This is a genomic window from Streptococcus hyointestinalis, from assembly GCF_011039275.1.
GTDB classification, from domain to species: Bacteria; Bacillota; Bacilli; order Lactobacillales; family Streptococcaceae; genus Streptococcus; species Streptococcus hyointestinalis_A.
In genome coordinates this window covers 1,032,788-1,051,714 of the sequence record NZ_JAAKGB010000001.1, presented here as the reverse complement: position 1 = coordinate 1,051,714, position 18,927 = coordinate 1,032,788, and the positions used below count along the sequence as shown (strand labels likewise).

General features: G+C 44.6%; 18 protein-coding genes and 1 pseudogene. 3 read left to right on the top strand and 16 right to left on the bottom strand.

Annotation, left to right across the window (positions count from 1 at the left end; translation table 11 throughout):
* Window positions 1-9 precede the first annotated feature (9 nt).
* The 14 genes from G5B60_RS05050 to G5B60_RS04985 form a co-directional block, all read right to left on the bottom strand.
* Complete coding sequence (locus tag G5B60_RS05050; protein WP_164682984.1) at window positions 10-1,014, bottom strand: YdcF family protein; 1,005 nt, start codon at window positions 1,012-1,014, stop codon at window positions 10-12.
* Window positions 1,011-1,787, bottom strand: coding sequence for a ribonuclease HII (locus G5B60_RS05045; RefSeq protein ID WP_164682983.1), 777 nt, complete (start codon window positions 1,785-1,787; stop codon window positions 1,011-1,013). The genes G5B60_RS05050 and G5B60_RS05045 overlap by 4 nt, the downstream gene beginning before the upstream one ends.
* A complete protein-coding gene (gene ylqF / locus G5B60_RS05040; RefSeq protein ID WP_164682982.1) occupies window positions 1,774-2,625 on the bottom strand; it encodes a ribosome biogenesis GTPase YlqF in 852 nt (283 codons plus the stop codon). Before ylqF ends, G5B60_RS05045 begins: the two co-directional genes overlap by 14 nt.
* Window positions 2,626-2,797: 172 nt before the next feature.
* Window positions 2,798-3,397 (bottom strand): L,D-transpeptidase, encoded by a 600-nt coding sequence (locus G5B60_RS05035; protein WP_164682981.1) that lies wholly within the window; start codon window positions 3,395-3,397, stop codon window positions 2,798-2,800.
* Between the two features lie 87 nt (window positions 3,398-3,484).
* The gene (locus tag G5B60_RS05030) at window positions 3,485-4,801 is read right to left on the bottom strand and encodes a sensor histidine kinase (protein WP_164682980.1); all 1,317 of its coding nucleotides are present in this window, start codon (window positions 4,799-4,801) and stop codon (window positions 3,485-3,487) included.
* Complete coding sequence (locus tag G5B60_RS05025) at window positions 4,791-5,549, bottom strand: LytR/AlgR family response regulator transcription factor (RefSeq protein ID WP_164682979.1); 759 nt, start codon at window positions 5,547-5,549, stop codon at window positions 4,791-4,793. The genes G5B60_RS05030 and G5B60_RS05025 overlap by 11 nt, the downstream gene beginning before the upstream one ends.
* Before the next feature lie 12 nt (window positions 5,550-5,561).
* A complete protein-coding gene (locus G5B60_RS05020) occupies window positions 5,562-5,834 on the bottom strand; it encodes a hypothetical protein (protein WP_164682978.1) in 273 nt (90 codons plus the stop codon).
* 8 nt (window positions 5,835-5,842) lie between these two features.
* Window positions 5,843-6,160: a bacteriocin immunity protein gene (locus G5B60_RS05015; protein ID WP_164682977.1), complete on the bottom strand. Its 318-nt coding sequence runs from the start codon at window positions 6,158-6,160 to the stop codon at window positions 5,843-5,845.
* A 10-nt stretch (window positions 6,161-6,170) separates the two neighbouring features.
* Window positions 6,171-6,389: a hypothetical protein gene (locus tag G5B60_RS05010; protein ID WP_164682976.1), complete on the bottom strand. Its 219-nt coding sequence runs from the start codon at window positions 6,387-6,389 to the stop codon at window positions 6,171-6,173.
* Window positions 6,386-6,607: a hypothetical protein gene (locus tag G5B60_RS05005; RefSeq protein ID WP_164682975.1), complete on the bottom strand. Its 222-nt coding sequence runs from the start codon at window positions 6,605-6,607 to the stop codon at window positions 6,386-6,388. Before G5B60_RS05005 ends, G5B60_RS05010 begins: the two co-directional genes overlap by 4 nt.
* Window positions 6,604-6,933, bottom strand: coding sequence for a role in replication (locus tag G5B60_RS05000; RefSeq protein WP_164682974.1), 330 nt, complete (start codon window positions 6,931-6,933; stop codon window positions 6,604-6,606). Before G5B60_RS05000 ends, G5B60_RS05005 begins: the two co-directional genes overlap by 4 nt.
* A 22-nt stretch (window positions 6,934-6,955) precedes the next feature.
* Window positions 6,956-7,249: a bacteriocin immunity protein gene (locus G5B60_RS04995; protein WP_164682973.1), complete on the bottom strand. Its 294-nt coding sequence runs from the start codon at window positions 7,247-7,249 to the stop codon at window positions 6,956-6,958.
* A gap of 151 nt (window positions 7,250-7,400) precedes the next feature.
* On the bottom strand, window positions 7,401-7,802 hold the full coding sequence (locus G5B60_RS04990) for a hypothetical protein (RefSeq protein ID WP_164682972.1): 402 nt from the start codon (window positions 7,800-7,802) through the stop codon (window positions 7,401-7,403).
* Window positions 7,803-8,141: 339 nt separating this feature from the next.
* Complete coding sequence (locus tag G5B60_RS04985) at window positions 8,142-11,960, bottom strand: pullulanase (RefSeq protein ID WP_164682971.1); 3,819 nt, start codon at window positions 11,958-11,960, stop codon at window positions 8,142-8,144.
* Between the two features lie 280 nt (window positions 11,961-12,240).
* Here G5B60_RS04985 and G5B60_RS04980 point away from each other — a divergent pair, with 280 nt between their 5' ends.
* The 3 genes from G5B60_RS04980 (at window position 12,241) to G5B60_RS04970 (ending at window position 15,430) form a co-directional block, all read left to right on the top strand.
* A complete protein-coding gene (locus G5B60_RS04980) occupies window positions 12,241-12,378 on the top strand; it encodes a methanol dehydrogenase (RefSeq protein WP_115269743.1) in 138 nt (45 codons plus the stop codon).
* 20 nt (window positions 12,379-12,398) lie between these two features.
* Window positions 12,399-14,093, top strand: coding sequence for an oleate hydratase (locus G5B60_RS04975; RefSeq protein WP_164682970.1), 1,695 nt, complete (start codon window positions 12,399-12,401; stop codon window positions 14,091-14,093).
* A gap of 266 nt (window positions 14,094-14,359) precedes the next feature.
* Window positions 14,360-15,430: an endonuclease/exonuclease/phosphatase family protein gene (locus tag G5B60_RS04970; RefSeq protein ID WP_164682969.1), complete on the top strand. Its 1,071-nt coding sequence runs from the start codon at window positions 14,360-14,362 to the stop codon at window positions 15,428-15,430.
* A gap of 33 nt (window positions 15,431-15,463) precedes the next feature.
* Here G5B60_RS04970 and G5B60_RS04965 read toward each other — a convergent pair whose 3' ends face one another.
* Together G5B60_RS04965 and G5B60_RS04960 are read right to left on the bottom strand one after the other, a co-directional pair.
* Window positions 15,464-17,200: an ABC transporter ATP-binding protein gene (locus G5B60_RS04965; protein ID WP_164682968.1), complete on the bottom strand. Its 1,737-nt coding sequence runs from the start codon at window positions 17,198-17,200 to the stop codon at window positions 15,464-15,466.
* A pseudogene (locus tag G5B60_RS04960) lies at window positions 17,190-18,923 on the bottom strand (ABC transporter ATP-binding protein). Before G5B60_RS04960 ends, G5B60_RS04965 begins: the two are co-directional and overlap by 11 nt.
* Window positions 18,924-18,927 lie beyond the last annotated feature (4 nt).

Sequence of the window (18,927 nt, the reverse complement as noted above, 5' to 3'; positions counted from 1 at the left end):
GATTCTCCTTTAGTGGCTTACTAGCCTTTCGATGATGAAAAGGCTGATATAGAGGATAGTGTAGAGGCTGATAAGGATGATGTGGCGCTTCTTAGTCATCACCATATAGCCGATAAACTCTCGAATAAAAGCGTTTAGGCTGAAATAAAACTTGGTTTTAGCGCCGTAGCCGATACATTTGATACCTTGACCTTTGGCTAATAGCAGAGCTCGAAAGACATGGTAATAATTGGTCACAAGAGCAAAGCTGCTATTTTCTCGCATCAGTTCATGGGAAAAAGCGATATTTTCATAGGGATTTCTAGAGCGGTTTTCTAGGATGATGGATTCTTGAGGGACACCTTGGCTCATAGCATAGTTTGCCATGGCTTGCGCTTCAGAGACGACCTCATCTGCACCTTGCCCGCCTGAGACGATGAGCTGACTATTAGGATGTTTTTTTAAAAGAGCAATCCCCTTGTTTAGACGACTGGCAAGAAGCGGTGTGACTTCTTCTCCCATCAAACCGGCACCCAGCACCACGATGTAGTCGAGCTTGCGTTTACCAAGATTGATGGCATTTAGAAAACTTGCCAAGGTATAGAGTGCGATGATGAGAAAGAGATAGGTCAGTATCCCACCGATGTAGACATAGAGGATGTAAAAGAGCGTCGGTGTTCTAAAGCTTGCGATAACGACAGGCAGGATAAAGAGATAAGTCAAAATACCAAGCCCTAAGCCAAATGATAGAAAGTTGGTCAGCTTGGTGCCCTCACGCTGAAGAAGGCGACTGCCATTGTAGAGACAAACCACGATAAAAATCAACGGTCCCACAGAGAGAAGGACAAAGGCTACAAGAAAGAGAAAACCGATAATCATGTACAGTATCGGGTAATCTTGGAAGGAAAAGGACGACCAGACAAGAGCCAACAGCCCAAATAAGAGTCCGATAAAAGCCACACCTATCCAGAGATTGCGCCGTTCTATGCGGTAGCTGATTAAAAAGATAAGCAGCGTGATAGCAAAGATAATCACATGTTCTCCTCTCTCAGCATGGATTTGATAGGCTCAAAGGTTTTGCGATGAATGGGCGTGATACCTTGCTGTTTTAAGCCTATCAAGTGCTGTTTGGTGCCGTAGCCAGCATTGTGAGCAAAGTCGTAGCCTGGATAGCGCTCGTCAAAGTCAGTCATCATCTTGTCCCGTGTTACCTTGGCAACAACAGACGCTGCTGCAATGGACATAGAATTGGCGTCTCCTTTGATGATAGAGGTTTGCTCTAGTCCGTTATCTAAGGTCATAGCATCAATCAAGAGATGATCAGGCACTAGCTCCAGCTGCTCAATTGCCTCCTGCATCGCCAGTTTCGTCGCCTCGTAGATATTGACCCTATCAATGACAGTATTGTCCTTGATACCAATACCGATAGCAAGAGCCTTGTCACAGATGGCTTGGTAAATGGCTTGGTGCTTATGCTTTGGGATTTTTTTGGAGTCATTGAGCTCAGCTATCTTGCAATTCTCGGGCAATACCACTGCTGCTGCAACAACGGGCCCCGCAAGCGGCCCCCTTCCTACCTCGTCAATGCCTGCTATCAAGGATTTGCCCTCTTTATAGAGAGCTTTTTCGTAGCGCAACATCTGCTCTAGGCGCTCTTCCTCCAAGAGCATTTTTTGAATGGCTTTTTGCCGTTGCTTGATAGCGGTCTGCACACCTGCTCGGCTATCTTCCAGATACTCTCTCCACCTAGGGTCATCAAGACTCGTGATAGCAAGCAACTGCTCCTTTATCTCCTTAATGGTCGCCATCTGTATCTCCTAGCGTGTCAAGAGTGTAGCGTCCTAGCTTGCCGTCACGCACTTCCTTGACAAAAAGCGCATAAAAGCGGTCGTAATCCTCACGAAAACCAAGTTTCTGGGTAAGTTCCATAATCATCTCAGGCGCAGGCTCAGAGAGGTCAATCCCCTTAAAACGCTCCACAAGCCTTTCTGGATAATGCTGCTTGAAATAATCTAGCCCAAAAATCGTCACCTCATCCATAGGCAGCAAATTATCCTTGATGGCGCCTGTCAGTGCCAGCTTGAGCCCTACCATTTGATCCTCAAACTTGGGCCAAAGAATCCCAGGTGTGTCCAAGATTTCTAAGTCTTTGTTGGACTTGAGCCACTGCTGTCCCTTGGTAACGCCTGGTTTATTGCCGACAACAGCAATTTTCTTGCCCGCTAGGCGGTTCATGAGAGTGGATTTTCCAGCATTTGGAATGCCGATAATCATAGTGCGCAGCGTTTCTTTTTGAATGCCACGCTCTCTGAGCTTTTCAATCTTTTCGCTCATGAGCTGCTTCGCCGCCTCGGTCACCTTTTTGACAGTGGACTGTTCCTTAGCATTGAGAGCAAGCGTTTTAATGCCCTGCTTTTCAAAATGCTGCTGCCACTCTTTGGTCAACTGGGGATCAGCAAGGGCGGCTTTATTTAAAATCAAAAGCTTAGGCTTGTCACCTACAATCTTTGTCAGCATGGGATTTTGACTGGATAAAGGCAACCTCGCATCCACCAAAATCGTCACAAAATCTACAAACTTAATATTTTCCTGCACCTGCCTACGAGCCTTGGACATGTGCCCTGGAAACCATTGAATAGTCGCCATATTTTCTAAATCCTTTCATATCAAGGGGGTTCAGCCCTTATTTTTAAATTCTTTACTTTTTGCCAAAATACTCATTGTCTCTATTGCATTATATCATATTTTCATCTAAAAAAAGTGCCTTAGTAGCGAAATAAAAGAGCGAGAAGCGGTTTTCTCACTCTTTTTTTTAATCTCATTGTATGGTGACGCTGGTGCCTTCTGGGATGTTTTGGTAAAACCATTTGGCGTCTGTTCTTGACATGCGCACACAGCCGTGCGAGCTTGGGGTGCCGAGTTTTGCAGCTTCTTCGGGGATTTCATTGCCATACTGGTCGGTAGGGACACTGTGAAAGAGGTAAATGCCGTGATCTTTGAAAGAAACCCAGTAATAAGCGCCCTCGCCAGACGAGGCGTTATAGAAAAAATCACCACGCTCTGCTTCAATGACAAAGTTGCCCGTTGGTGTCGGACTATCAGCTGCGCCAGTCGATACAGTCGTTGTAAAAATCGGCTGATTATCCGATAAAATGCTCATCTGCTGCTTTTTGAGAGACACGTGGACAGATAAGTTTTGGTACTGAGATAAGTCGGGATAGTGCTTGCTTGGCTCAGTAGAAGTGCTAGAGCTTGCTGTACTGCTAGTGCTGGTGGCACTTTTCTTGTGACTGCTTTTGACTGTAACTGCTTGACTCATCGTTTGCTTCGTCGAGCTATGATACACGACGTAAATAAGTACTCCTGCAAACAGGAAACAAAACAAAGCTATAAGAGAATTGGGTAGTTTCTTTCTCATCGTATGAACATACTCCTTTACACAAGTCCGTTGACATGGCTATTATACCATATATTTGTAGCCGAGAGGGCAAATAGTAAAAAGAGCTTACTGCTTTTTCACTGCTACTATCTGCGTCACCCTGTACTGGTCACTAGTCGCTTCGACACTTAGCTGAGGATACTTGTCCTTGAAGCGTTTAATCGTCACTAGACCAATACCGTGCTCTCCAGATTTCTTGCTGGTATAGCCATTACCGCTGAGGTAGGCTATGGGTGTCCTCTCCTCCTTGGTACTATTGCTAATGACAATAGTATAGTCATCTTTGTCCTCATGAATATTCAGCATTATCTGAGGGTGCTCTGCCCTGAGAGCTGCTTCAACGGCATTGTCTATCAATATTGAAATGAGCCTGATAACATCAAGTAAAGCCATGTTGTCAGGCTTATCTACTTTATCGGGGATATCAAGCTGAACGTCTATGCCTCGTTTCTTAGCGTCAAAGATTTTTGTGGCAATTAAACTTTTCAGAGCGTCATCTGTGATGTAAGCCAACCCTTCAAAGTCATACTTAGAGGACTCTAGTATGTCACTAGATTCTTTTAACACACTTTGATAGACCTTTTTGATAATGTCCATATCATTGTGGATGATTCCTTCATTTATGGTCGTTAGAACGTTGGCATAATCGTGACGAAATGCTCTGATGTCCGCATAGAGTTCCTCGATTTGCTTGGTGTAAGTCACCAGAGTGTCCAATTCAGACAAACGAACCTTGACCAATTCCTCCTCAAGGTGTTTTTTGTAGGCAGAATTCAGATAAAGCAGAGATCCGATAAAGACAATAAAGTAAACAATCGTAAGTAGCTGACGAATGAGAAGCGTATCTACATGACCGTAATATTCAGCTCCAGAAAAGAACTCCATAGCAATAAAATAAACGAGCATCCCAATATCAATAGCAAATAGTCTTATACGCAAAGTCTGAGTACTGACTAGATCAACTAAAACATTGAAGTCAAATCGTAATCGATAAGTCGATACAAAATAAATTAGGTACACAAATAACTCTGTGATAAAAGGAACTAAGCCATTTTCAACAAATAATCTAGAATCAGTAGCATGGAATATTGGGAAAATATAGAAAAAAACAAATCTTCTTAGTAGCCCCTCAATGACCCAAGGATAAAGACCATAAAATAAATGCAAAGCCGTTGGTTTTGACTTATCTTTTATGTAAGAAAAAAGAATCAGTACAGCAAATTCTAAAAAGATAAAGTAAAATCCTAGCACATCTGTCAAAATGAAAGCACTCACGATAACAAGATACTCATACCATTTAAGTGAGATATTGCTAACTTGATGATAGACTAACAGTATGAAAGGAAAGATAAAGAGAATTTGTATCCAGTAGTTAAATAACACGCAACTCTCCTCCCTCTATCAACTGGGTAAGAGGTTTGATGTTACGTCGTGAGATAGGGCAACTTAGCCCATCCCTAAAATAGATTAGTTTTTCACGTCGATTGATTAGAGTGACGTTTTTAGGGTTGATGAGAAAGGAGCGATGACATTTAAAGAAGCGTGGCTCGCTTTTTAGCACCTCTGACAAGGGCGCACGAAACTCAATACGAGAATGAAGCGAATAAAGAATCAGCTTATGAGAGTGCCGAGGGTCGGTCTCAACAAAGAAAATCTCATCAAACTTCAAAAAGATATCTGAACCTTCACTATTTCTAAAGAGAAAGGTTTCTTTCTCAACGTCTTGCTTATCCAACTCTGAAACATAGTCTAGGCAACTAGCGACACGGTCGTTATACTCCTCCTCAGACTCGTCCTTGATGATAAAGTCCATTGCCCGAACCATCGACTTATAGGTATAGGGCATATACTCTGAGTGTGTCGAGACAAAAACGATAAGAGAGAAAGGCGAGGTCTTATAGATAACCTTGGCGACCTCTAGCCCTAGTCGCTTAACACCTTTAATCTCCAAATCTAGGAAGAAAAGTGCTTTTTCATCATTTTTCTCAAAGGATGTCAAAAGCTCCTGACCATCGTCAAATACCTCACACTGATAATCTCCCCACTGCTGGTTGACAGCATAGCGGTTAATCGCTTCTTTGAGACGATTTTGTTGGATGACATCATCTTCTAAAATATAAATTGGATACATAAAATCTCCTTTTCATCCTTTTTCGTGCTTTTCTCGATAGCTTTCTCGTAGGGTAAAATACCATTTAAAGAGGCTGATAACTAGTATATACGTACAGCCTACAAAGAGGCAAATCAATGCCAACAGATAGTAAGTCAAAAAACTAAGCACAATCATGGCAGTAAGCGTCACTGCTGTTATGTCTCCCATCTTTCTATCGTCAGCTAAGGACGTGATGACTAGAAACAGCTTGTCTAGTCTTTCTGACTTGAGATTAAAAAAATAGCTTAAAATCGTGTCTATCATAGCACACCTCATTTTCCTATTCCTAGTAAGGATAAAGCAAGCATTTGCAGTGTCTGGAGCACTCCCTGCCACTTGTGTGGCGCTCCTGCTAACTGGTAGCCAAAGGCAATGACACTTTGGGGTGCTTGGTACTGGTGCGTCATGAGATAGTATGCGAGACGCTCACTTAACTCTGCTTGCGCCATCACTAGGTCGCTCTTTTTCTGTGTTGCTGCTAGGTTTTGCCGTCCTGTAAAAAGAAGCTGATAAAGCTCGGAGTCAGCTTCTACACTGACCTCTAACAACAGCTTATCTAAATCGTGTACTACCTTTTCTTTTTCCATCATCTCACTTCTCCTACTCCTCGATAACGTGCTTTTCCATAAAAAAGACAGGTGTCAAGATAGCTACTACAATCAAGAAAGGATAGCTGTAGCGGTTTAAAAAGACGAGCGACATGGCTACAATCCATAGAACCTTGAGTAGCGTTTTGATGTTTCTTTTTGTGATGACTTGGTAGAGCATATAAAGTAGCGCCGCTAGGACGAAAATAGTTGTTATAATCATCATTATCATGCGTCACTCTCCTTTTTCATATCTCCATTTTGCTTGCTGTAAAAGAATAAAGAATAAACGACGACAAATATGAGAAACCCTCCGATATGAAATACAAAATACGCGAAAGACACAACAATCACAAACCAAGCGTATCGGTTTGACTGTCTTTTTCGTATCATGTCATAAATCATAAACAGCATATTGGCAGTCAAAACAGTCGCTAATATAGGATTCATAAGCAATCTCCTTTATCTATGAGCTTGTAATCTTTGTGAAAGGTCTTAGCTGATATGACTCTGTGATTGGTGACATCGAGGTAATCTCCTGGATAGCCTAGGACATACATGCCATAACCTGCAAAGCCTCCGCCTGCTGTTCCTGTGGCTCCTATCTTGAGATTTGTCGTGGCAGATGGGCGTAGCCCTGCCATTAGGATACGGACATGCTCATCCATCCAGCAGATAAGATGTTGCTGAAAGGCTTTCTTCACCCAGTCGGGCTGAGGTGTGGTTCTCCCAATCTCCCAAAGCTCCGCCACTTTTCCTTTGTAAATGGCTTTCATCGTCTTTCCTTGATGTGTGCTTTTATAGCCACATGCCTATACTTGCTAGACCGATACCTAGCCCTTTGTCTTTGAACTCATGGCTGGTTATCAGTTTGTAAAGCGGTTTCACGTCATTTGATAGCTCTTGCTTAATGGCTAATGGGCGAAGCGTTTCTTCTAAATCGGCTACCACACGAGGTAGATAAGCGTTTGGTTTGGTCAATTCTGTCTTTGCCTGCTGTAGGATTACCTTTTCTTTTTCAGACAAGCTTGAAGACAAGCAAGTGTCGATAAGGTTCAGTAATTGTTCTTCTTTCTTTTGGTTAGCGCTCATGTTCATTCTCCTTTTTCATTAGTGCATTTGTAAACACCTATAGTATAGCACAAGACAAGGTGAATGGATATACTATTTCCTAAAAGGTAGCAAATACGTCCTAAAAGGTCACAAAACTAAAAACGACCTCTTGAAAAGAGGTCATAGGATGTTAGCCTTGGCTTTTTTTGATGATATAACAGCCCCAAAGGAGCCCAGCTGTCAGCAAAAAGCAAATCACTGCGCAGATAAAAGCGATGACTTGCTGATAGGTTTGAGAGGCGAGCAAAGCACGTGCGACACAAGCGCTACCTAAAAGCGCTAGGGCAACGCGATAGCTCACCTGCGTCAGCATGAGGTTGGGCGTTGTTTGCTCTTGCTCTTTCTCCTGCTTAATCTCCCGTGCAAAGTACCAGTTGCAAAAAGCTGCGCTTACCGCCAGAAGAACAACGAGCGCCTGCACAGCAAGCGTGCTACCAGCTAAGCCTCCGCACAACAGCAGGACAAATAAAGCAAGAACAGGCAACTGCCCTGTCACAAAGCGCAACAATCTCAAAGTGTGTAGTCGTTTCATTGTCACCACCTCCAAAAACGCTTTCATTGAGACGACTCATTAGAAAAACATAAAAATAAGATTAACGATGTAGAGAACAGTTGTGATTGAGTACGTTTGCCGAAGTTTTTCTTTATCTTTTGTAAACATTTTCAAACCTAGCATAAGGACGAGATAAAGTACTGTCATTAAAATGATTTTTAGTATTAGCTTGTTCATGAGTTACTCCTAAATATTTTTTCCTCTCAAGTTACCTATAGTATAGCATAAAAGCGATTACATGTGTAGGTCTTGTCCTGAATGGTAGCAAAAGCGTCCTGAAAAGTCAAAAAACTTGCCATTGCTGACAAGTTTTTGTTTTTAGTGCTTGCGAGATTTACCAAAGCCTAGGAGACTTGTAGCAAGAGCAAGCAAGCTAGCACCTAGGAGGGTGAGGATGCTGCTAGACTTGCTGCCTGTATTTGGTAGGCTGGCTTTCTGTGCTTGTGCATTGCTGGTTGTCATCTGCTTGTTTTCTAGGGCGACTGTCTCTTTATCTTCTGCTTGTTGGACTTGCGCTGAGTTGCTTGGCGCAAGTAGGGTATGGCTTGGCTTGCTAGTTAGCGTGGCTAGATTGCTAGAAGCTTCATTGTTGTCCTTTTCCTCAGTGCTGTCTGATTTTTCCTTTGGTACTTTTAGGATGATAGCGGTTAAGCCATCAATAGTGAGACTGTCCTCGCCAAAGGTGATACCTTGAGGCTGTGCGATAGGACTTGTACCTGCTGTCCTGCTATCCGCAAGGACTTGAGCGTCAAGCAAGTGACGATAAGCCTGTGGCAGGTGTATGGTGCGTTGGTTTTGGTCGGCATTGACAAAGACTGCGTAGATGGCGCCGTTTGAAGCGATACTTTGGTAGCCAATGAGCAGGTCATCCGCCGCCACATCACCAAGCGCTGGGTCTGTAATCAAGCTGACATCACGCTCAACCTCTGCCTTGCTGGCTTTGGTGAAAGCGTCCGTTGAGCGACGAAGAGCAATCAAGCCCTTGGTGTAAGCCTGCGTTGTGGTATTTATCGGGTGCGTGGTTGAGTCTGGCGCACTCTCCCAGTCAAAGTGATTCACTGCGTCAGATGAATCGTAGGAGTCGTGGATAAAGTAAGGATAGTCCTTGACCGCATCGATGAGCGTAGCTTTGTTTGGCACCTTGTCATCGGCTACTTTTGTGATGTAGTTTGGATTGAGCAGTTGCTTTGTCCGTCCGTACTCTTGACCAGCGTGGATGAAAGGTGTCCCCTGTGAGGTCAGGATGAGGGCATTTCCAAGACGAATGCGCTGATGAATCTCTGCTTCTGCTACTTTAGGGTCTTTATTGATAGACTTAGCGATAACATCGTGAAGAGTGAGATTGTCATGGGCTGCGATGTACTGGATGACATCCCCTGGGTCATCTGCTGTAAAGTTGTTTGGCTGTGCTTTTATGGTGCTAAAGAGCTCTTTGATGGATTTCTTACCACCTGTGATAAAGGCTGGTGTGCCTTCGTTTGGATAGCCAGACTTGAGGGTGTTTCTGATGTCATCTGAAAAGACAGCGACCGTATCAGTAGCACTCATCCAGTCTTGGTCGGCAGCTTGAACCTTTTTCCCCTCATCGCCTTGATACGTGCGCCAGCCTTCTCCTAGCATGAGGATATTTGGATTGATGGCTTTTGATTCTGTAAAGGCTTGCTCAATGACGGCTGCGTCATGGTCTCCCATCATGTCAAAGCGGAAGCCATCCACCTTGAACTCGCTAGTCAGATATTTGATAGAGTCCAGCAGGAGACGACGGCTCATGTAGTGGGTTGTCCCCAGACGCCCACCACCAAAGCTCTCACGAGCAGTTCCGTCCGCATTCATAAAGTGATAGTAGTTTGGCTCAATGTCCTCAAAAAGATAAGTCTTTGCCGTGTGATTGTAGACAACGTCTAAAATAACGCCCATACCACGTTTGTGGATTTCATTGACCAAGTTCTTAAACTCGCTGATACGAAGTTCTGGGTCATTTGGATTTTCAGAATACATGCCAGACAGTGAGAAATAGTGCTGTGGGTCATAGCCCCAGTTGTAGTTATTGTCAGCTGATGTGTGGTTTTCTGAGCGGGTTTTATCCAGTTCATTGACAAAGAAATAACTCAAAACAGGGAGCAGCTGGATGTGAGTGACGCCCAGCTCTTTGAGATAATCCAGCTTTTCAATAAAGGCTGAAAATGTCCCAAAGCTATGATTGAGCGTGCCGTCAAGCGCAGGGTCTGACGTGAAATCACGCACGTGTGTCTCGTAGATAACTGCCTGCTCACGCCGAGTGAAATGGTCAATGTGGGCAAAGTCGAGGTCGCTAGGTCCTAGCTTGTCTGGATTGACAAAGGCAGCTTTAGCGGTTTTGATGGTGTCGTTAGCCCTGCTACTATCCCAAGCAGCAAGTGACTTAGCATAAGGGTCTAGCACCAGCACCTTTTCATTGTTACGTGTGATTTCGTAGAGGTAATAATAGCCTGTGTAGTTAGCAATTCCAAGCGGCGTTTTTCCATCTAGCTGAGCTGTCCAGACGCCTTTAGCGCCCTTAGTCAGAGCAGCTTCTCCGACAAGCTTACTCTGGTCGTTTTTATCATAGACGAGAACCTTGACCTGCTCGGCACTTGGCGCCCAAAGGGCTAGTCTGACTTGTGAGCCATCCTCGCTAAGTCTTGCCCCCAGCTCGCCATCATAAGCATAGAGTTTGTCCTTTAATTCCCACGAATTGCGCACTTGCTGGCTAGAGTCGTTGTAAGTAAGCGTGTAGCTGGTCTTATCAGGATGAAAAGCGCCCTTGATGAGTAAAATTGGACTGTCCTTTGTGAACGTGATGTCTGTGATTGTAACTTCTTTGCCGTCTTTATCCGTCAAATGAAGCGCTTTCAAAATGTCGTCTTTAGTCATGCCATCAAGCGTTGTGAAGGTCGCTTGAATGCTATCAAGGTCTGACTGCTCGGCACCTGTCAAGCGCACTTGGTCAATGTAATAAGGATTGTTATAAACTTTTGGGTCTGTATCACGCACAAAAATCTGTGTGTGATTGGCAAGGTCTTTAAAGACATAGTCATTTGGCTGAATCTTGACATCATCACCACTCTTACTCTTATCAAGAATTAAAAAGCCCAGCTCCTTTGCATTCTCGCTAAGAGGGATGTCGATGTAGACGCCGTAAGCCCCTTTTTTGATAAAGTCTTGTCCGTTTGGCCAATCTGTAGACGGTGTTTTCACGTCCTTAAAGAGCCAAGCCGCTAAGTTATCGTAATTGCCCGTTGAACTATAGGAATTAAGACGAATGCTGCCTTTTTCAAGTGGCTGATAGGTGTGAATGTGATAGCTATCATCAGCCCAAACTTCATTCATCTCAGGCGTTAAAAGCGAGATGTGCTGGTCACCTGTGAGGTTGTCACCAGCTTTATTGTTAATCAGATAAGACACTTGCTTTTTCTGATTTTGTGACAGTTTAAAATCAATATAGTAGCCATAGTCATCTTTCTTGGCTTGTGCGAGAGGCATGGCGCCATCAGGCCAATTGGCAGATGGGCTGTCCACGTCATCCCAAAGCCAGAGTCCGAGACTCTCTAGCGATTGCTGACTTGGTAAGCTCTTAAAGTGAAGTCTGAAATAGCCCTCCTCGATTTTGGGTGTTTCTACAGGCGTTTCTTGAACGGGAGTCGCTGTTTCTATCGTGTTTGTTTGACTGACTACTTCTTGATTGACTTCTTCTGTGGTTTCTGTAGCTTCTTTATCTTCTGTTTTCGTCTCTACAGTGGAGTTAGAAGGAACAGTCTGTGTAGATACTTCTTCTGTCGTAGACGGCGTGGTTGTCTGATCAAGGCTAGCTTGTGGCGTCTCTGTTTCAGTCATCTCTGTGCCAACGGTTGCATTGTCCGTTGTCTTTTCTGAAACGGTTTCTGTGCCTTGCGTTTCTGGCGTTGTGCTTGATTGAGAGCTCGCTAGAGTCTCGTTAGCTTGGTTTTTTGAAGCAGTCTCACTGGTCGTAAGCTCAGTGGTTTGGTCTTGATTTGCTTCTTCTGCCAAGACTTGCGGGCTGTAGAGCAAGATACTAGCACCTGTCGCGACAGATACCACTCCGATAGTCAGCTTTTTAATAGCATAGCGCTGACATTTGTCTGTCGGTTGACGTTTCATTTCAAAATCCTCCAAAATAGATTAGAAAAACAATTTCTGTTTTTATTCTAGCACTTGGTGCAAGCGTTTGCAACATGTAAATGATTTTCTTGTTTTCAGAGAGATTTTTCAAAACTGCCTACTATCCTAGTTTAAGATTATACGCTTGAAAGCTTAAAAAGACAATATCATTAGTTTACAGTGTTAAAAAAACTGTGGAAAATCTCATTTATTTTTTATTTTTACGTTGACTTTGCCTCTTTTTAGGGCTATGATGGAGTCAGAAAGGAAGGAAAGAACTATGAAAAAACATCTTATATTACTTGGATTAGGCTTAGGTGTAAGCCTTGGTATCGCGTGTATTGCACACAAAGCAGGCTTCTTTGAAAATGACAAACAAGCCTACGATGAATTCGATTCTACATTACAAGACGACTAAGCCTTGTGGAGGATAGCCTTATGCAAAAGAAAAAAGCAATCATGATAGGGGCAGGGATTGCCAATATGGCGGCAGCTGTGTACCTTATCCAGGAAGGTGGTTGGAATGGTGATCAGATTACCTTTTACTCCTTGGACGACCACGGTTCAAATGATGGCTCCACTACTGAAGCTGCTAAGGATGATTATTGGAATAAAAATCACCCTATGGAAAATCAAAAAGGCTATATTGCACGTGGTGGACGCATGCTTAACTACCGCACTTACGTCGATTTGATGGATTTGCTTGACCGTATTCCATCGGCTACTGAGCAAGGAATGACTGCTGCACAAGACACACGTGAATTTGACGCAGCGCACCCAACTTATGACAAAGCAAGATTGTTAGAAGGTGGCAAGGGCATTGTCAACGGTAGTCATTTAGGGCTCAACAACACTAGCCGTAAGCTTCTCACTAAGCTCATCATGATGCCCGACTCAAGAGAGGAAGAACTTGACAATGTTACCATTGCTGAGTACTTCAAGGACGACCCTGAGTTTTTTGAAACCAATTTTTGGTTCATGTGGGAGACAACCTTTGCCTTTCGCACACAAAGCTCAGCGCAAGAATTGCGTCGCGACATGCACCAAATGATTTATGAGTTCACGCAAATCGAGCACTTGGTCGGTGTCAATCGCACACGCTACAATCAATTTGAAAGTATCATGTTGCCTTTGATTAATTATCTGACTGAGCAAGGTTGCAAGATCGTCCTTAACCGTCTGGTGACAGACTGGGAATTTAAAGAAACACCTATGCAAGATGAGATTACAGTAACAGGTCTGCGTATGCTAAACACTGATACTAATCAAGAAGAGTTTGTCGAAGTCGATGAAGATACAGCAGTTATCTTTACCAATGGCTCTATCACAGACTCTGCTAGTCTCGGTGACTTTGATACACCTGCTCCTGAAAATCCTGACTATGGTGCTGCTTCTAGTCTCTGGAAAAAAGCAACCCAACGTTTCTACAACTTGGGAAATCCAGACAAATTCTTTGCGGATCGTGATGCCAGTGAATGGGTTAGCTTCACACTAACCACAAAAGACCATCTTCTCCTCGAAGAAATCACTCGTATCACCACACAAGAACCCGGAAATGCGCTTAATTCGTTCATTTCAACAGTTCCTGTGACTCCGCTCCATCAAAAGGACGTCACCATGTCTATCGTGGTGCACCACCAACCACACTTCACCACTCAAAAACCAAATGAAACCGTGCTTTGGGGATACTTCCTCGATCCACGCAGAAAAGGTGAATTTGTGGACAAACCTTACATCGAAATGACTGGTCGTGAAATGGTCAAAGAGTTGATTGGACAATTAGCCAAAGTCGATCCTGGTCCTATCAATATCGAAACCAAAGAAAAAGCCATTATGAAGAGTGTGGTCAACTGTATCCCAGTTTACATGCCTTATGCTTCTGCACTCTTTAATAACCGTGCTAAGAGCGACCGTCCAAAGGTTATTCCAAAACATTCTACCAACCTTGCCTTTACCGGTGAGTTTGTCGAACAACCTTATCAAATGATTTTCACTGAACAAAGTGCTGTACGCTCTGGTGAGATTGCAGCTTTCCACTTTGCAGGTGTGCCAATGTCACGACTGGTGCCTACACCTCGTTATGACAAGGACATCAAGACCCTGCTTAAAGCAGCTAAGAAAATGTTTGATTAAACAAAAATCACAGTGCTTTTGGTGCTGTGATTTTTTTGTGTTTCTTAGCATACCGTTTTGAGCTGATTTATGCTAAACTGAGAGTGGGACAAAAAGCGGTCATTTCGTAGAAATGCGATTTTGTAGTCCAACCTCCGCACGGTTGAGTAGGGCTTTAAAAGTTGATTTATCAACGTATTAGAGCCCACTCAACTACTGCGTCTCCTACATCAATCTATAAAAAATGAGAAGCTGGGAACTTTCATTCTAGCTTCATGAGGTGACTTATGAAAAAGCTAGTAAAATGGCTGCTTGTCTTACTGTCTGTTGTTGTCTTGATTATCGGGAGCTATGTGGCTTATGTGCTTGTGGATTATCATCGTATCCCAGATAAGCAGACGCTCACAGTCACACAAAAAGCGACCAAAGAGAAACTTTCGACCAATCACAACTACCGTATCGCAACGTATAATATCGGCTTTGGCGCTTATCTGCCTGATTTTTCTTTTTTCATGGACGACGGTAAGTCCTCTTGGGCAAAGAGTAAAAAGAGTGTCCAGTACGCTGTTAGTTCTGCTGGCAAGACCGTCAAAAAAGAAAAGGTCGACTTTGCTCTTTTTCAAGAGGTGGATCTAAACGGCACACGCTCCTATCATGTCAATGAGGAGAACTTGCTGACTAAGCAATTAGCAAACTACAGCCATACCTTTGCCATCAACTACCACTCTAGCTTTCTTTTTTACCCACTGACACAGCCACATGGCAAGAACACATCTGGGCTTGCAACCTATAGCCGCGATCCTATCACAAGTGCTCTGCGGCGCTCTCTGCCTATCGCAACTAGCTTTTCCAAATATCTAGACCTCGATCGTGCCTACGCGATCCACCACATCCCTGTCACTAACGGCAAAGACCTCGTGCTCTTTAACGTCCATCTGTCAGCTTATGGCAATAGCGATAGCATTCGTAAAGCGCAGCTTGCTATGCTGAAAGCAGACATGGAAAAAGAGCTGGCTAAGGGCAATTACATCCTTGTCGGTGGCGACTTTAACCACAATCTAAAGGCAAAAGAAGGCGAGAAAAGCCCCGTCACTTGGGCATATCCCTTCCCACGCTCAAGTCTAGGGGACGACTTTACACTCGCTATGGACAGTCTCAGCCAAGCAGAGCTTAAAAGTCTCGCAAATAGCGCTAGAAACACTGACACCGCCTACGTCAAGGGCAAGACCTACACGGTCATGCTAGATGGCTTTATCATCTCAAGCAACATCAAGGTCAACCACTTGACCACCAAAGAAACCGGCTTTGCTTACTCCGACCACGAGCCTGTTCTCATGGATTTTCAATTATTAGACTAAAGAAAAAACCGCAGTTGCGGTTTTTTCTTTAGTCTAAGTGGCTTGCGCCATCTGCATGCTGTAGTACATGCCTTTTTGATCCATGAGGTCTTGGTGATTGCCATACTCGACGATGTCACCGTCCACCATGACTAGGATAATGTCGGCGGTCTCAATGGTCGACAGGCGGTGTGCAATGATAAAGCTTGTCCGCCCTTGCATAAGCTTTTCAAAGGCTGCTTGAATGAGCGCTTCTGTCCTAGTATCAATCGAAGACGTCGCCTCATCCAAAATCAAAATCTTCGGTAACTTGATAAAAATCCTTGCGATGGTCAATAGCTGGCGTTGCCCTTGCGACAGTGACGCACCAGCGTCTGCCAGATAGGTATCGTAGCCTTGTGGCAACTGTCTGATGAAAAAGTCTGCATTAGCAGCTTTTGCAGCGGCGATGACCTCGTCTCGACTAGCGTCTGGCTTGCCATAGGCGATATTATCATGGATGGTAGCTGTTTTGAGCCATGTTTCTTGCAAGACCATCCCAATCTGGCTACGCAAATCTTCGACGTCGTAGTCAGAAATGGACACACCGTCTAGCTTGATGCTGCCCTTATCCACTTCGTAAAAGCGCATGAGCAGATTGATGAGGGTGGATTTGCCAGCGCCGGTAGGTCCGACAACAGCGACTTTTGAGGCGGCAGGAATATCCAGATTGACATCTTTGATTAAGGGCTTGGTCTTGTCATAGCCAAACTGGACATGCTCAAAACTCATCTGTCCGTAGAGGGTCTGGCTATCAAGCAAACGCTTGACAGGCAAGTGATTCTCCTCCTCGTCTAGAACGAGATAGAGCCTTTCGGCACAGGCAATAGCGCTCTGCATTTCAGAGAGAACTGCCGAGATGGCGTTAAAGGGCTTGGTGTACTGGTTGACATAGTTTAAAAAGGTGGTCAACTGCCCCACGCTAAAGGCGCCAGCCATGATACGAAGCGCTCCCACACCAGCTAGAAGCGCATAGATGAGACTATTGATAAAGCGTGTCGTTGGATTGACCGTCGAGGAGTAAAAAAGCGCACTCTTGGAGTAGTTAGCATAGTTTTCATTGAGCTCAGAAAAAGCCTCAATGCTTTTGTCTTGGGCATTGTAGGTTTGCAGTAGCGTCTCTTGGGTAATCATCTCCTCGATGTACTGCGTCACCTGCCCACGAGACTGGGTCTGCTTTTGATAGAGCGTGTAGCTTTTACTAGCAATAAAGCGAGCCGCAAAGAGCGACAGCGGCGTGAGCAGCAAAACCATTGCCAACATCAAAAGGTCAATATCCGCCATGCTAAAAATCGTCACAAGGATAGTCAAAACACCGATGAAAAACTGATTAAAGACCATCAGAAGTCCATTTGCCAGCTGCTCGGTGTCGGTCGTAACACGACTAACTAAGTCCCCAACGGACTTTTTATCCAGATAAGCAAGTGGCAGATGGTCCAGCTTTTCCATGACACGCTGGCGTAGACTTGCGATGTAGCGATAAGTCAGGCGGTTGTAGATGATGGGATTGAGCCACTGAACGATGGTATTGAGTCCAACGACGACTGCCATACGATAGAGGATAGGAAGTATGTTGTGGAGGGCGTTGGGTCTTATGACCACATCGACCGCATTTCCGATAAGAACTGGCAGATAGACCGTCAAGCCTACCTGCACACAGGTCAAAAGCGTTGCTATCAGCACCCATTTGCGCTCAGAAAGGATGTCAAGAGAAAGCCGTTTTAGAGTTGATTGCTGATGTCTAGCGCGCATCTTGGTCTCCTTTCTGATGTTGTGAAAAGTGGATAGCTTGATAGAGGTCATTGGTCGCAAGCAATGCCTCGTGACTGGCAAAACCTGCCTGACGTCCCTTATCCAGCACCAAAACCTTATCAGCAGTCCTTAGACTATTTGTCCGCTGGGAAATCATAATCAAAGTCGTCTCAAGCTCATTAGGAATCGCCTTTAGAAGCTTGGACTCTGTCAGATAGTCAAGCGCTGATGTCGAGTCGTCTAAGACCAGAAAAGGCGACGCCTTAACGATGGCACGTGCGATGGTCAAACGCTGGCGCTGTCCACCAGAGAAATTGCGCCCAAAAGCGGTGACCTCAGCATCCAGTTGCCCCTCTTTTTGAGCGACAAAGTCGCGTGCCTGCGCAATATCAAGCGCTCGCCAAAGCTGTTCATCACTGACCTCTTCTGAAATTCCAAGAAGAAGATTAGAGCGGATAGTGCCTTGAAAGAGCTCAGCCTTTTGCGGGACAACATGTACCAAATCTCGCCATTCTCGGATAGTCTTTGGCGATTGCTTGTCTGTAAAAATCTGCAAGTCACCTTTTTGCGGACGGTACAGGCGAGCCAGCAACTGCACAAGCGTTGACTTACCAGCACCTGTCCCTCCGATGACGCCTAAAAAGGCGCCTTTTTGCAGAGAAAAGTCAAGTCCACTCAAAGACGGCTCAGCTGCTAAAGGATAAGTGAACTGAAGATTAGTCACTTTGAGCGCTGTTTGGTCTGTGACCTTTTCTTGCTTTAAGGGAGCGTCGAGTGCTTCTTAAGGTTTTGCAAAGACTTGACTAATTCGTCCAGCACTGATAAAGCTTTGATTGAGCGAAGTGACCAGCATGGTCATCTTGAGCAATTCTGTCAAAATCTGCAGGAGATAATTGATAAGCGCAACCAAAAGCCCTTGCGAGAGACGATTATCTGCAATCAAGTGATTGCCCTGCCAAATGACCAAAACCAAAGTGGCGTTGACCACAAAGTAGGTCATAGGCGTCACTAAACTCGACCAATAACCCGCCCGTATCTGCAGGTGCGTGTAGTGGCTGTTGAGTGCTTTAAACTCCGCTTCCTCACGCTTCATCTGCCCAAAGGCTCTGATAACCCGCATGCCCTGCATCTGCTCACGTGTCTTTGTCACGATACTGTCTGTCGCGAGGCGAATCTTGGCATACAAGGGATTGAGCAGGCGTGACATAGTAAAGACAACCACAAAGAGGATGACCACCATGCCTAAGAAATACAGCGTCATTTGCCTACTAATGGTAAATGCCATGAGAATCGCCCCAAAAACGATAAGCGGCGCCCGCAAAAAGAGCCGCAAGAACTGATTGATACCCGTCTGTATCTGATAAGTGTCACTGGTCAAGCGTGTCACTAGACTAGACGTGGTCAACTCATCTCTGTCTTCCTTACTCAAGCGCATGACCTTGGCGTAAAGGTCGGCTGTTAACTGCTTGGTGTAGCCCACAGCTGCTTTTGATGAAAAATACTGCGCACTGATGGACACGATGACACCAACTACCGCCAGCAAAAAGAGCAAGCCCATGAGCATATACAGCTGCGACTTGTCCTTGTGCGGGATAGCTATGTCCACAATTTTTGCAATAATCAAGGGCACCATCAATTCAAACGATGCCTCTAACAATTTGAAAAGGGGTCCAAAGATGGTCTCTTTTAGATACCCCTTAAAATAATAACCTAGTTCTTTCATGCCT